The organism is Streptomyces sp. NPDC104581 (assembly GCF_055583685.1).
In genome coordinates this window covers 14815-29707 of the sequence record NZ_JBVJNN010000027.1, presented here as the reverse complement: position 1 = coordinate 29707, position 14893 = coordinate 14815, and the positions used below count along the sequence as shown (strand labels likewise).

The window sequence follows — 14893 nt, the reverse complement described above, 5'->3', positions numbered from 1 at the left end:
TCTGTGATGGATCAGCGACATTGTGTTATGAATGTTGCGTCTTCCTGAGCATGTGCGGCGTCGGCGACTGCGTTTGATCCTGTTCGTCTTGTCCGCCGGTGTGTCACTCCTGTTGGCCTGCTGGGTGTTCACAGTCGACGACGGGCCAAATGCAGGGGGTCTTGCCGGTGTTGTTGGCATGTTCACCGGGCTGTGGTCTCTCGTGGCGGCTCTCGCTCAGTTCCTTCCCCCGCCGGCGCCTCCGCCGGACGCGGCCGAGGCCGCCGATCAGCTGGCGGTCACGGTGCGGGAGCAGTGGTCGGAGGAGGCCGGGGCGCGGCAGTTGCGGGATCCGGCGGTGATCCCGCTGTCCTGGGCCGGTACCGCCCGGCCGGTGAGCGTTTCGCCTGAGTCCGTTGTGGGACCTTATGCCGGGCGCGTGAGGCGGCTCTCCCTGGACGGCCGGCTGGAGGGGAGTTTCGAGCACGCCGCGTCGCAGCTGGCGGCGGGCTTCCGGCAGGTGCCCAGCGGCCGGCTGGTGGTTCTGGGAGAGCCGGGCTCCGGGAAGACTGTCCTGGCCATCATGCTCACCCTCGGTCTGCTGGCCGACCGCTCCCCTGGCACGCCTGTGCCGGTGCTGCTGTCCGTCTCCGGCTGGGATCCGGTCATGGAGTCACTGGACGACTTCATCGTGGGCGGCCTGGCCGCCTCGTACTACGGCGGACACCCGCAGATCCCGCGTCACCTGCTGGAGCGGCGGATGCTGCTACCGGTCCTCGACGGGCTCGACGAGATGCCCGAACCGGCCCGCCGCAACGCCGTACGCGGCCTCAACGACGCATGCGGCGACGGGCGCGGTGTCGTGGTGACCTGCCGGTCGGTGGAGTACCAGGACGTGATCGAGGGCGGCTCCCCCCTGCTGCGCAGGGCGCCGGTCGTCGAGGTCGCCCCGGTGCCCGTGTCCGACATCATCGCCTACCTGACCGACGTCAACTGGCCCCAGGGCATGGACTGGGAGCCCGTCTACACCCACCTGCGCCGGGACCCCGACAGCCCGGTGGCCATCGCGCTGTCCACCCCGCTGGCCCTCTCCCTCGCGCGCGGCGTCTACCGCAACTGCGACCGCGATCCCCGCGAACTCCTCGGCTTCGAGAGCCGGCACGCCATCGAGGACCACCTCGTCGACCACACCATCCGCGCCGCCTACGCACCCCCGCCCGGCACCCTGCCCCAGCAGGCGGACAGCGGATGGGAGGAGAACGCGCGGAAGGCCGAGAAATACCTGACGTTTCTCGCCACCTACCTTCACCAGCACCGCGAACGCGACCTCGCCTGGTGGCTGATGAGCTCACGGCTCCTCTCCCGCTGGAGCGGACTCCTGATCGGCATCGCAACCGGCGTGGCCGTCATGCTTCTCATCCTCCTCTACCGGGCTGTGGATGCAGGCCTCGGCGAGAACCTGGGCCCGAAGGAGATCATCTGGACCGGCGGAGCGGTCGCGGTGCTGACCATGCTCACCTGGTACGCGGCACCGGACCCCCGGCCGGGCCGCGTCTCCTTCACCCTGCGCGGATCACTGCACAGACTGCGCAGGGGCTTCCGCACCGGTCTCGCACTGGCGTTCCTCGTGGCAGCGACGGCACTGGGCATCGGCGGCGTCATCACCGCCTTCGGCGGACCCTGGTATCCGCGGACAGTGATTCTTGCCTACGACCTCATCGCCCTGTCCATTGGCGCGTCCATCGCTATCGGTCTGGCCTTCGCCGCCCACAACTGGCTCAACACCTCACCCGAACGCTCCACCCGCACCAACCCCCAGCAAATGATCAAACAGGACCGACAAGCAACCCTGGTAACAGCCGCCCTTGCCGGAATCGCGCTTGGAATCTCCGCACTACCGCTCATGATCCTGGCTCACAAAGCGAAGAATATTGCGCTTCTGTCGTCATCGAATCTATCGAACATGCCCCCGATAATCGACATTATGAAGCAGCCGGCCAACGCTTTCGCCATCGAGAACGAGCACTTCGCGATCATCGCCACCTCTCTGCTGCCCGGCCTCACGTTCGCGATCCTGATGCTCTTTCCCCGGGCTTGGACACGATTCACCCTCCTCCGCCTCACCCTCTCGGCACAGGGGCAGCTTCCCTGGAACCTCGCCCAATTCCTTGACGACGCACGAAACCGGCAACTGCTGCGCCAATCCGGCGGCCTGTACCAGTTCCGCCACATTCGACTGCAAGAACGCCTCGCTACCCAGTCTCTCGCGCAGAACCGGACTCCGACACCGAATCCCCGCACAGTCCGACGACGTCGCCTCCAGATAGCTGCCACCGCAACCGCCCTCGCCGCAGCGTCTCTTCTCGCCAACCAAACACTGCTCCCCGAGGACACTTCCGACATCGTCATACCGACAGGCAGCGTTGAATCGGTCGCATTGGGACCGTCAGATAAGAAAACCCTCGTCACGGTGGACCGAAAAGGCACGGTACGACGTTGGGACACCAGGACAGGGGCAGGGATCTTGACAGAGCAGTACACCCCCGCAGAGCGGCGCAAAGGAGGAGAGCACCGATACTTCCTGAATGGGCACAGTGATGGTGTAGATCTATTTGCAGTCTGGTTTCCCCGTCCAGGTCCAATCTTGACAATGAAAGTGGCGACAATTCCCTGGGGGAAGACGGAGGGGATTTCATGGAATCAGGCGGTGATGTCTGGCGATTGGCTCGATTGGCTCGATTCGAAGGAGGTTGATGCGGGCGAGGCCAGGAAAATATATGGGGAAGGTTTCCCTGAATCCTGTCTGCCACCCAGCGACTTTCGCGACAGCGGCGTGGATGTCGCCGTAATCAACACACCTAAAGAATCAACCCTCTACATCCAGGGCACGGCCATGTATTTCAGTAGGGATGATTCGTGCGCAAATGGATTCCAGTCGATTATCGCGATCGCGAACGATACAGTCGAAAGAGTGGCCTTCAATGAGGAAGAGAGCGCAATGGCAGTCACTGTTGCCAGTGGAGAGACTCGAATCTACAGCCTTCGGCAAACCAAGGAGTAGCGCGAACGGAACTCCGCGCGCCCGATAAAGAAGTGACCCCTCCTCGACGAGGAGGGACCCGCTTCCGTTTTCTCTACAACGACGTGAACGTCCAAGGGCCAAAGAGCGGGCTCTGCGGTGCGCCCTTCTGGCGTTGGACAAATTCGGCGGCCAGGACTTCGTCGCGGGAGGGGTGGCCGGAAGATACTGTTCCGGGCCGCGGTCACCGGAGCATACTGGGGCGCCGCGCCGGGGCGGCAGGAACGTCCGGAGGCCGGCGTGCTACTGGCGGTCGGCTCGTGGTCGAGCCGTTCGGCGTACGGGGCGAAGACGGCGACGACCTCTCCCGTCGTCATCCGGCGGGCCTGTCGGGAGAAGCACGCCTTGAGCCGCAGAAGCAGCACCAGCCGCAGCCGCTCCGCGGGCAGCAGCCGGCGCCACGCGACGCGGCGGCCGGGCCGCGCCCGGCAAGCCGGCCAGCGACGCAAAGCCGCCGCCACCGCCACGTCGGTCCTCAACGCCCGCAGCACCACCGTCACCCCCGACGGCGCACCGGCGCACCACGGCAACCCGGTCACCGGCACCCGCAAACCAAGCCGCCGCCGAGCACAGTGCCGCCGCGCACCTGAGCCGCGCCCTGCGTGCCGCCGCCTACCGCGAGCGGACCGAGGAACCGGCCACCAGCCCCACCCCGCCCGGCCGCCTCAACATGGGCGCGGCCCTCGCCCGCGACGCCCAGCGCGCGGCCGGGTCCATCCCCACCGCGGAACCGTTCACCCACAGCCGCCGCCGGAACTCCCCCACCCCACCGCTGCGTGTGGGTATCGCCGTCGACGTCTCCGGCTCCATGCGCGCCGCCTGCGCACTCGTCGCGTCCGCTCCCTGGATCGTGGCACGCGCGGCAGCCCTGACCGACCCCGACTCCCTTACCGCCACCATCGCCTACGACACGCACCTGACCGCACTGACCCGACCCACCCACCCACCCACCCACCGAGCACCGGAACGCGTCACGACGTTCACTGCCACCGGCGGCCACCACGACCTCGGCGACGCCATCGACGCACTCGGCCACGGCCTCGAACTCAGCCGCCCCGACGCCGGCCGCCTCCTCGTGATCGTCACCGACGCCCGGTACGGCACGACGAAACCACTCAAGCTACCGGGGGCGATCCGGCGGACTGCCTGGCCTGGAGGACTCCGACGGTCCGGCCGGGCCCTGCGGCCCGGCCTCCGGCGGACACGGCCCGAACCTGGCCCACGCCCCGCCGTCCGCCGTGCCGTCCGGTCGGCGGAGTCTTGGGGCCCACCCGGCCGGGTCGCGCGACAGCCTTTCGGCCGACGCGATCCGCCTGTTCCCGTGTCGAGTGCGATTGTCCGGATTCCCTGCCCATCCCACCGCTCATATGCGACCATTCTCTCCTCGATCAACCCGGTTGCACAGCGACAGCCTTGGAGGCTGATGGTGTCTCTGGTCGTCTGCGTGCACGGCATCGGCCAGCAGTTCAGCGGCGAGGGGGAGCAGCACCAGCGGTGGTTCGTCTCCCTCAACGATGGACTGCGCCGGGCCGAAGAGCCCTTGCTCGAAGGCGGCGACGTCTCGTGTGTCTTCTACGGAGATCTGTTCCGACCGCCTGGACGGAGGCTGTCCGGGGCACTCCCCCCGTACGACGCGAGTGATGTGGAGGAGGGTTTCGAGAGCGAACTCCTGCTCTCCTGGTGGGCGGAGACTGCGCGCGTCGAGGACGCCGTCGTCTCGCCGGAGGAACGGACCCTGGGACGCACACCTCAGCTGGTCCAACGTGCGCTGAACGCCCTGAGCCGGTCCCAGTTCTTCGCCGATGTCGCCCTGAGAGCCATGATCGCCGACGCGAAGCAGGTACGGGCATACTTCACGGACGCGTCCGTACGCGGGGCCGCGCAGGAACGAGTCGTCGCCGCGATCACGCCGAACACCCGGGTCGTGGTGGGGCACTCCCTGGGCAGTGTGGTCGCCTACGAGGCCCTGGCCGGATCTCCCGCCCAGCGGGTGGATACGCTTCTGACTCTGGGCTCACCACTGGGAATCAAGAACCTCATCCTCGGCAGACTGGCCCCTCCGGGCGGGGCCTGGCCCGGAGACGTCCGGCACTGGACCAATATCAGCGACTCGGGTGACGCGGTCGCGCTGGTCAAGGACCTGACGACGGCTTTCGGCCCACGAGTGGAGAACCACATCGTGCACAACGGTGCGCGCGCTCATGACGCGAGTCGCTATCTGAATACCCGGGAAGCGGGACGAGCGGTGGCCCGTGGCTGTCACGCCTCCCTCTAGCGCTTCTCCCACGAGGCGATTCCTTATCGCTACAGCCGTGAGACACGTGGCGCGCGACCCCGGGCTCGACTCGCCCGAACTGGCCCGAGACGTCGAGCGCATGGAGACACTCTTCCTGGACGAGCTCGGGTACGAACGCGCCTCTTCCCTCCGACTCGACCCCGGGCGACGGCAGTTCATCGACGCGTTGCGCGACTTCGCGAAGTCGCCCGACCGTCGCGAGGACGACCACCTCGTGGTCTATGCGGCCTGCCACGGGAGGCTCTCCCTGGGCAGCGGAGACCACTATCTTCTCTTCGCCGACACGGATCCCGACGATCTGCCGGGGACCGCGTTGCGGCCCGAGGAGATCGCCCGCAGTCTCTGGGAAGAGACGGAACTGCGATGCGTCCTGATCATGATCGACGCCTGCTACTCGGGAGCCGCCGCACACAGCGTCGTCGGCACCGCCCACAAGGCCCGCAGGCTCTCCGGTCCCCGTGAGTCCGCACGACAGGGGGACTTGAAGAGGCAGGGCGGTGAGGGGCTTGTCGTCGTCTCCTCCTCCCGGAGCAAGGAAGAGACATCACCCGGTGTCCTGACCCGGGCGTTCGCACGAGCGGTGCGGGGAGAGCCCACGGCGGGCAGCGTTCCCGAATTCCTCTCGCTCGACACGGTCCTGGGACGGACATCGACCGACTCCTCCGTACCGAAACACATGCGGGTGAAATGGGATGTGGCGGACGCGTCGGCCACGCTCCGGTTCCTTCCCAACCCCCGGTACCTGCCGGGTGTGGAGGGACGGCATCTCGACGAGATCGACCGCCTTGTCCCGCTTCTGGCAAGGGAGAGGCAAGACAGACGTGACGATGTACGGACTCACTTCCTCCCTCGTGCGCGCGGCACCGACGTGCCCCAGGACGACGTCTGGAACTTCACCGGCCGCCACCGGGCGCTGCGGGAACTCGTCGAGTGGATCCAGCCCGGTGAACAGGTCGCCGAGCGTTTGACAGTGGTCACCGGGGACCCCGGCTCGGGAAAGTCCGCGCTGCTGGGGCTCGTGAACGTTCTCAGTGACCGCGACTACCGCCCCTCGGTGCCCGTCGGAACGATGGGGCTGAGCGCCGACTGCGTACCCGCGCAGGGCGCGGTGGATGTCGCGATCCTCGCCAGCCACAAATCCGCCCAACAGGTGCGTGACGCCATCGCTGCCGCGGCCGGCATGGCGGTCGAATCCGTCGGCGCCCTGATGACTCGCCTGCAGGCGCTCAAGAAGCCGCTGGTGCTGGTCATCGACGCCGTGGACGAGGCGCTCGACCCCGACGAGTTGGTCGAGAGCGTGCTGCGTCCGCTGAGTGACCCGGCCGTCGACCTGCCACTGCGGCTGGTTCTCGGAGTCCGCAAGCATCTGGTGGAGCGTCACTTCCCGCTCGCACCGCGCATCGACCTCGACGACGACGCCCACGCGGATCCGGAGGCGGTGCGCGCCTACACATCCAAGCTGCTCACCGCCGCCGGATCCACCCTGCCGGTCGAGGACGTACCGTACGTCGACGCGGTCGCCGCCGCTGTCGCCGAAGCGGCCGGCCGGTCCTTCCTGGTGGCCCGGATCACCGCGCTGACCCTCGCCCGTGAGCCCCGCCTCCCAGATCCCTCCGACCTGCGATGGCGGGCCGAGCTGCCGCGTCTCCCCGGCGAAGCCATGGAACGCGACCTGCGCCAGCGGCTGGGCGAGGAGACCGGCCGGGCCCGGGATCTGATGCTTCCGCTGGCTTACGCGCAGGGTGCGGGGCTGCCCTGGGCCGATTTCTGGCCGGTGCTCGCCACCGCCTTGACCGGCCGGCCGTACGGCGACGACGACATCAGGTGGCTACGGCACCACGCCGGCTCGTACATCGTGGAGGGCAGCGAGAACGGGGATTCCGTATACCGGATCTACCACCGTGCGCTTGTCGAGTACCTGCGGGAAGGTCGGGACACTGCGGAAGTCCAGCGAAAGGTCACCGACACCCTGCTCGCCGTCGAGGCCCGGAGTGGCCGGCTCCCCCCGTACGTCCGCCGGTATCTGCCCGTGCACGCCGCTCAGGGCGGTGCACTCGACACGCTGGTGCAGGACGCGCGGTTCGTACTCACCAGCGATCTCGGGCAGTTGCTGTCGGCGCTGCCCGCCCTGTCGACTCCGGAAGGGAAGCGGGCGGGGCGGACGGTCCGGCGCGTCGCCGATCAACTCCGCACGGCAGCGGAGGGTTCCCAGAAGTTGGCCCTGCTGCGCTGGGCCGCGGTCTGCGCGAGCGCGACGCCCCTCGCGGAATCATGCGACGACGCGGGGCCGATGCCATGGCGCGCGCGGTGGGCGGTCTGGAATCCGGAAGAGGAGGCATGGCGTTTCACCTCGGCCGAACTCGCCTCCGGCACCGGCTCTGTGGTGTCCGACAAGGACGGCCCGGTCTTCGTCCCCGCTCCGCAACTCGCGGCGACCGGGTTCTGGGATCTGGACTCGGGCACCTTCGAGAAAAGGTATGGTTCCGCCGCTTCCCGACGCATGGCGACCCGGGTGTGGGGGACGGCCGAGTTCGGGAAGAAGGCGGTTTTCGCGACGCTCAGCGACAGTTGGGGAGCCGATCGGGGCGAGTCGGGCGGGCCGGCCCGATTTCGGGCACGTCGTTTTCGCAGCCTCGTGATCGGCGCCGTACGCAACGCCGACGAGTTCGAGGTGCGCATCGCCGACGACGAGACGGCGAGCGAGAGCGCGTCTCGTACGGTGGTGCAGTTCGCGGCGATTCCCGGCGAGGCCGTACTGAGATTCGCCGACGACAGCCTGGAATTCTGGACGCTGCCCCGCGCACTGTCGCACGACACGGCCGAACCGCTGGACGCACAGATGTCGCGGACCGGTCTGCCCGTCGGCCGGTCCGGGTTCTGTGCGGCACTACGGCTGCCCGAGCCGTGTCTGGTCCTCGAGTGCGAGGGCGGCGTGATCGTCCGACAGACCGACGGACGGAGTCTGCTCGTACGGCCCGGCCATGGAGATCAGGTCACCTGCGCCGCGGGCGTCCACCCGCATCCCCTCGGCGCGCTGCTTCTGACCGGCGGCGCGGACGGCGGCGTCCGCGTCAGCTCGACAGTCACCGGTCGGCCGGTGATCACCCTGCTCCGAGAGGGTCCGCCGGTCGTCGCCGTCGGCGCGATTGCGGTCGAGGACCAGTGGCTTGTCGGCGCGATGACGGACGACGGCTTCCTGCACCGGTGGGACCTGAGGACGGGGCGGCGGCTCGGCCTGCCCGTACGGGTGGGGCGGGGTGGCCCGGCACGGATGACCGCGACCCGGATCAGCCGGGTCGCGGTGACGGTCGTGCACGGATCCGGACGAGGCGTGCAGATGTACGACATGGTCACGGGCGAGCGGGTCGGCGGGTACGTCTCCGGCGGTGAGACCACGGCACTGTGCGAGACAGGGGGAGAGCGGAGCGCGGTGTGCGCCGCCGGACGTGACGGGCTGATCAAGGTGTCCCGCTCCGGGCGGGCCGTCGACACCACGTTGCTGGCGGCCCACAGCGGTCGTGTGCTGGCGCTGGGCGGGGTGCGCGGCCCGGACGGCACGACCGGGCTGGTCAGTGTGGGCGCCGACCACCGGGTGCGCTGCTGGGATCCGGACGACGGACGTGAGATCTGGACCTGGGACATCCCGGTGGACGAACGATGGGAAGGGTCCGCGCTGACCTGCGCGGCCGTCCAGTCCTTCGACGACGGGGCATCGGTCGTGGTCGTGGGCGACGCCGGAGGTCATGTCCGCTCTCTCCTGCTGGAGGACGGCGCGCCGGTGAAGTGGGCTGAGCCCCGCTGCGAAGCCATGGTCACCGCGGTGTGCGCGGGCGTGGTACAGGGGGGCCATGTCGCGGTCGCCGCGACGGCGGAGGGCGAAGTCGTCTCCTGGGGCCTGGAAAGCGGCCGGTGGCTCACCCGCTGCGAACCGGTCCCGGATCCCGCGTGGATCACAGCGCTCGCCATGGCCGACGACGGCTCCGGCGTCCTGGTCGCGGGCACGGAACACGGCGGGCTGACGCGCTGGGAACTGCCCTCGGGACGGAGGGTGGGTCCGAGGCACCGGCCCCACAGCGGGCGGGTGAACGATCTGGTGCTCATCGGCGACGGGCACGGGACGTCGTTTCTCGTGACCGCGGCCGACGACCGGCTTGTGATCGGCTTCGAGGTCACCGGAGAGCAGCTCGTACAGCGGGCGGGCATCCGGACCACTCCCGCGATCAACGTCCTCGCGCCCCGGTCCGTGGCGAACGGGGGCCTCTTCCATGTTCTCGGCGGCGACGACAGCGGCACCGTCCAGGTCCTGTGGAGGTTCTGGAAGGACACCGCCTGGCGTGTCAACGACCTCATCGAGGACACCCGGCCGCCCACCGCCGTGTCCGGCCGCCCACCGGGGCAGGTGGTCATCGCGAGCGAGCGCGGCGACCTGCATCTCCGGGAGATCGGGACCGGCCGTCTGCTGGCGCATGTGCGGTCGGTCAGTGACCGCCCGGTCCGGGACGTCACGGGCTTCATCACGGGCGACGGCAGCCGATACATCGCCTCGTTCAGCGCGGACAGCCTCATCGAGTGCTGGGATCTCACCGGTGCCGCGTTCAGGAGGGTGGGACGGGTGGTGTTCCCGTCGTGGTCGCACACCGCCCTCGGATCCTTCAAGGCCACAGACGAGGGGGAGCAGAGCGCGAAACTCCTGCTGTCACGTGGAACAGGGAACGCGGTCCTGTGCGAGCGGATCGAACTGCCTGCCGGGGTGGCGGCGGCCGGAGACATCGAGAGCTACGAGGCCCCGGGGCCGGCCCGGTTGGAGGCCGACGCGGCGTGGCCGGTGGTGCTGCACGGCCGGCATCTGTTGTTCGCCTCGGACACGGCCGGTGTCGTCCGGGTTATGGACATGCGGACCCGGCGCTGGTCGTCGGGATTCCGGATGCCGGTGGGACACCCGACGGACATCCTCGGGCTGCCCACGGAGAGGGAGCCGACGGTGCTCGTGGTCTCCTCCCGACTCACCGCTGTCTGTGCCCTCGATCGCGTGCTCGCCTCTCTTGACGGCCGGCCGTCGGCGACAGGGCACCGGATGCGGCAGACGCTGGAAGTGTCGGAACCGCCCGGACCCGGCAGCGGCTTCGTGGGCATCCTGCCCGGCGACAGGAGCTACGCCACACTGAACGGCACGACCCTGGCCGTGTACGAGATCCGCGGCGGAACCGCGATCGCCGAGATCCAACTGCCCTTCCGCCCGACACACACGGACTTCGGCCCGGAGGGCGAGCTGATCCTGGCGGCCCGGAACGGAGTCGTCCTGGTCGACCCCGTCGCGGGCGGAGTCCCGGTCTCTCCCTCTCCCCCACCGGACACGCCACGACCTGTCGAACCGGCCGGCCGGCAAAAGCGCCGCGTTCACCTGCTGGCTCGCCGCCTGCGACTGCTCTGTCAACTGCAAAAGCCGCGCCTCGTTGGTCACTGAGTAAGGACCGCAGACGACGGCTCGTCGTACCCCGGTCGAGCAACGTTGCCTGAACCGTGGTGCTGTGCGCACCACCGCGTGACCGTGCCTCAGTATCCTCGCTGTGTTGCCCACGCGGACTCACGGGCCGGGAAGGCGGCGCGACATGCGGAGGCTGGGGGACGGAGAGCCGAGGCAGGTCGGCGGGTACCGATCACTGGGGCGGCTGCGCCGCGGGTGGCATGGGCAACGTCTACCTCGCCAGCTGGGGCCGGGGGCGTACGGTCACGGTCGAGCTGGTGCGCGAGGAACTGGCCGTGCAGGAGGAGTTCCGGGCACGGTTTCGGTCCGAGGTGGAGGCGGCGCGGCGGGTCGGGTCGGCCGACACTGGACAGTGCCGGTGCTGGACGCCGACACCGACACCGACGCCGACACCGACACCGACACCGACACCGAGGCTACTGTGCCGTGGGTTGCCACCGGCTATGTCGCCGGCCCCAGCCTTCAGCAGATCGTCGGGCGCGACTTCGGCCCCTGCCGGAGCGCTCGGTACGCACGGAGGTCGCGTCGCGTCTTGCTGAGGTCGAAGCCGACGTGCAGGGTTTCATCGAGGCGCACAAGTTCGGTGAGCTGATGGGCGCGGAGACCTTCGTACGCGTCCGGGACACCACCGGCGCGGCCGTCCCCGAGAACGCCCTCTTCGCCGGACCGCGCCGACCCACCCGCTTGCGGCGGGTGGTCGTGCCGGGCCCGTCCGAAGGACTGGAAGCCCGGGTGCGCATGACCCGGTGCGCAAACCGGTGCGCATGAGTGGGGGCACTCGGGTGGACTGGGGACATCTGCCGCCGGGATCTGAGTATCCGCCCCCAGGCTCCGGGGCCGTCCCCCGTCTAGTATCGCCACGCGCCGCTGTACGAGGCGCGGGACAACGGGGGTAAACCATGACACGTAACCACATGGCACGTAGATCAACCAAGATCACGACGGGGTCGGCCGCCGTCGTGCTGGCCGTCGCCGTGCTGGCCGGCTGTGGCGAGGGGGGTTCGGCCACGGGGAAGACCGGCGCGGACGGCAAGCGGTCCGCGAGCACCGACGCCGAGGGGTCGGCGAAGGGGGGCAGCGATCCGGGGGCGAGCGGCGGGCCCGGCCCCAGTCCGTCGGCTGACCCGGACAAGGGCGGCGCCGCGTACGACTTCACGCCCAATCCGGAGGAGGTCCCCAAGAACGCCGCGCAGGCCCGGGAGTTGACCCGGAACGCCTCGTTGGAACCGGCGGACTGGACACCCGGCATGGTGAAGCACGAACCGTACGAGACGGTCGGCACCTGGCCGGTTCTCGCCGATTCCTGCGTCTGGTCGCGTGGTCGGCTGCCGGGGCACGTCCTGGACAGCTACGGGCGCCGGATCGACGTGCCGGCGAAGGACGGCAAGGGCCGGGTGCAGGGTTCGGTGACGGTGACGGTCCACCGGACGGTCAAGGACGCCGACCGGGAGATGAAGGACACGGTCCAGGAGAGCTTCCGCTGTCCGGGGCAGGAACTCGGCGGTGGGCAGCGGCTGGACGGTCTGATGTCGATGCATCTGGACCAGAAGGACGTCAAGAACGCGGACGCCACGCTGTTCGAGGCGGGCAAGTTCACCGGCCCCGGTTCGGGCGGAGAGCAGGAGTACGTGTGGACGAAGTCCCGTATCGGTACGGTGACGACCGCCGTCGCGGTCAAGGGAGCGGAGGGGTACGGGACTTCGGACCTCATCCGGCTGGCGGCCGAGGCGGGTGCGAAGGTGCTGTACCGGGTCGAGAAGGAGTTGACGTGATGTGCCCCTCTCGCATCACAACCTGGAGAAGTTGATTGACTGTCAGCTGATGTACCACCAGTTGATCCGCCGCCAGATGACCGCACTCAGACCTCCGGGACGTCACCGCTGATGGAACCGCTCCACTCCGCCGATCCGGCCCGTATCGCCGGTTACCGCGTCCTCGGCCGGCTCGGCGCCGGCGGGATGGGCGTGGTTCTGCTGGGCCGCTCGCAGCGCGGCGTGCTCGTCGCGATCAAGCTGATCCGGGCCGAGTACGCCGACGACGCGGGCTTCCGCACCCGGTTCCGCCGCGAGGTGTCGATCGCCCGGCAGGTCCGTAACCGCTGGGCGGTGCCCGTGGTGGACGCGGACACGGAGGCGGCGGCTCCGTGGCTGGCGACCGAGTTCGTGCCCGGACCCGCGCTGAGCGACGCGATCGGGCCAGGGGCGCCCTTCCCCGAGCACAGTGTGCGGGCTCTCGGCGGGATGCTCGCCGAGGCCCTGGAGGCGGTGCACGCGGCGGGGATGGTGCACCGGGACGTCAAGCCGGGCAACGTGCTGCTGGGGCTGGACGGGCCCCGGCTGATCGACTTCGGTATCGCCCGCGCCCTGGACGACACCGTCCTCACCGCGACCGGCACGGTGGTCGGCTCCCCCGGCTTCCTCTCCCCGGAGCAGGCCCAGGGCCGCCGGATCGGCCCGCCGAGCGACATCTTCTCGCTGGGCTGCGTGCTGGCATACGCGGCGACCGGCCGCCGCCCGTTCGGCAGTGGGCCGGTCGACGCGATGCTGTTCCGTACGGTGTACGGCCCGCCGGACCTGGACGGGGTGCCCCCGGCTCTGCTGCCCGTCGTCCAGGCGTGTCTGTCCAAGGAGGCGGAGTCCCGGCCGACGGCGGCGCGGATACGGACGGAGTGGGCGCAGGACGCGGCCGGACAGAGCTGGCTGCCCGCCCCGGTGACCCATCTGATCGCGTCGCGTTCCACGGAGATGCTGAGCCTGCCGGACATCGAGTCGACGCAGTTCGTCTCCGGTCAGGGCGGTGCGGACGCGGACACCCGGCCCGCGGGCCCGCCGTCCTCCCCCGCGCCCGGCCGACGCCGCTTCCTGACGTATCTGGCGGCGGGCGGCGCGGTCCTCGCGGCGGGCGGGGCGACGACCGCGTGGCTCGCGAACGCGGGGGACGACGGCGGCACCGGCACCGGCACCGGTGGGGACGGCAAGGCCGAGCCGCGTCCGGTGCTGGGCATCGGAGTACAGGCGGATCTGAGCGGCGAGCTGAGCGCGCAGGGCAAGGCCCAGAACCAAGGGGCACAGCTCGCGGTCGACGCGCACAACGCCCGTGAGGACGCCCCGTTCACGCTGAAGCTGACCACGCTGGACGACGGGGGTGACGAGACGAAGGCCCTCGCCGCCGCCCGCCGCTTCACGGACGACGCCTCGGTGGTCGCCGTCCTCGGCGCGACGGGCACGGCCGCGGCAGGCGCGGTGCTGACCGCGTACGACGAGGCCGCTCTGTCGGTGATCAGCGTGACGGACGGGGACACCCGGCACATCAACCGCGTGTTCCTGTGCGCCCGGCCGAACAACGCGATGCAGATGGTCCCCGTCTCCGCTTATCTGGGCGTCCACGACCTGGACGACATCGCCCTCGTCGACAACGAGACCGAGTACAGCCGCCAGGTCACCCGCTTCCTCCGCGAGGGCCTGCGCACCGGCGGCGACCGGAACGTCCTTGCCGAGACCCTGCCGCTGGGCGGTGACAACTACGCTTCCTTCGCACGGCAGTTGGCGGTGAAGCGGCCTGGTGCCGTGGTTCACGGCGGCGACTGGCAGGACGTCGCCCGCTTCGCCCGCGCGCTCGCGGAGACCGACTACCGGGGCCCGAAGATCGCCACCCAGGCCGCGTACGATCCGCGTTTCCTGCGTGAGGCGGGCGACGCGGGGGACGACTGGCTGATCGTGTCCACGGCGGTCGACCCGTCGTCCGTACGGTCGGCGGGCGCCTTCGCGAAGGAGTTCCGCGCCCGCTTCGACGCCGCTCCGCCTCCGTTCGCCGCCGAGGCGTACGACGCGGTCCGGCTGGTCGCCGCGTGCGTGGAGGGCCTGGGCCGGGAGAACGTGTCGCGCGAGGACTTGGTGCCGGTGCTGCGGACGACGACGCTCGAGGGGGTGTCGAAGCCGTACGCCTTCGACAAGGAGAACGGCTGGTACACGGGCGACCAGGGCGTCTTCTTCTACCGGGCGGAGGGCGGCCGGTTCCGCTTCCTGGACACCGACCCCGCGAAGGTCTGAGACTC

At 69.6% G+C, this 14893-nt stretch carries 5 protein-coding genes and 3 pseudogenes; all 8 read left to right on the top strand.

What is annotated here, in order from left to right:
• Positions 1-31: 31 nt before the first annotated feature.
• The 8 genes and pseudogenes from ACZ61E_RS21840 to ACZ61E_RS21805 all read left to right on the top strand — a co-directional run bounded on the left by ACZ61E_RS21840 (position 32) and on the right by ACZ61E_RS21805 (position 14888).
• Entirely contained in the window at positions 32-3040 is a 3009-nt protein-coding gene (locus ACZ61E_RS21840) for an NACHT domain-containing protein (protein ID WP_469701501.1), read from the top strand.
• A 367-nt stretch (positions 3041-3407) separates the two neighbouring features.
• Positions 3408-4157: pseudogene (locus ACZ61E_RS21835) on the top strand (vWA domain-containing protein); the annotation flags it as partial.
• Between the two features lie 324 nt (positions 4158-4481).
• A complete protein-coding gene (locus ACZ61E_RS21830) occupies positions 4482-5333 on the top strand; it encodes a lipase family protein (RefSeq protein WP_469701500.1) in 852 nt (283 codons plus the stop codon).
• Positions 5334-5370: 37 nt separating this feature from the next.
• The gene (locus ACZ61E_RS21825; protein WP_469701499.1) at positions 5371-10818 is read left to right on the top strand and encodes an AAA family ATPase; all 5448 of its coding nucleotides are present in this window, start codon (positions 5371-5373) and stop codon (positions 10816-10818) included.
• A 145-nt stretch (positions 10819-10963) separates the two neighbouring features.
• Positions 10964-11418 (top strand): annotated as a pseudogene (locus ACZ61E_RS21820) (protein kinase family protein); the annotation flags it as partial.
• Positions 11416-11511, top strand: a pseudogene (locus tag ACZ61E_RS21815) (PIG-L family deacetylase); the annotation flags it as partial. The pseudogenes ACZ61E_RS21820 and ACZ61E_RS21815, both read left to right, overlap by 3 nt.
• Before the next feature lie 242 nt (positions 11512-11753).
• Complete coding sequence (locus tag ACZ61E_RS21810) at positions 11754-12611, top strand: hypothetical protein (RefSeq protein ID WP_469701498.1); 858 nt, start codon at positions 11754-11756, stop codon at positions 12609-12611.
• A gap of 111 nt (positions 12612-12722) precedes the next feature.
• Positions 12723-14888 carry a bifunctional serine/threonine-protein kinase/ABC transporter substrate-binding protein gene (locus tag ACZ61E_RS21805; protein ID WP_469701497.1) on the top strand — a complete coding sequence of 722 codons (2166 nt, stop codon included), beginning with the start codon at positions 12723-12725 and terminating at the stop codon, positions 14886-14888.
• Positions 14889-14893: the final 5 nt, after the last annotated feature.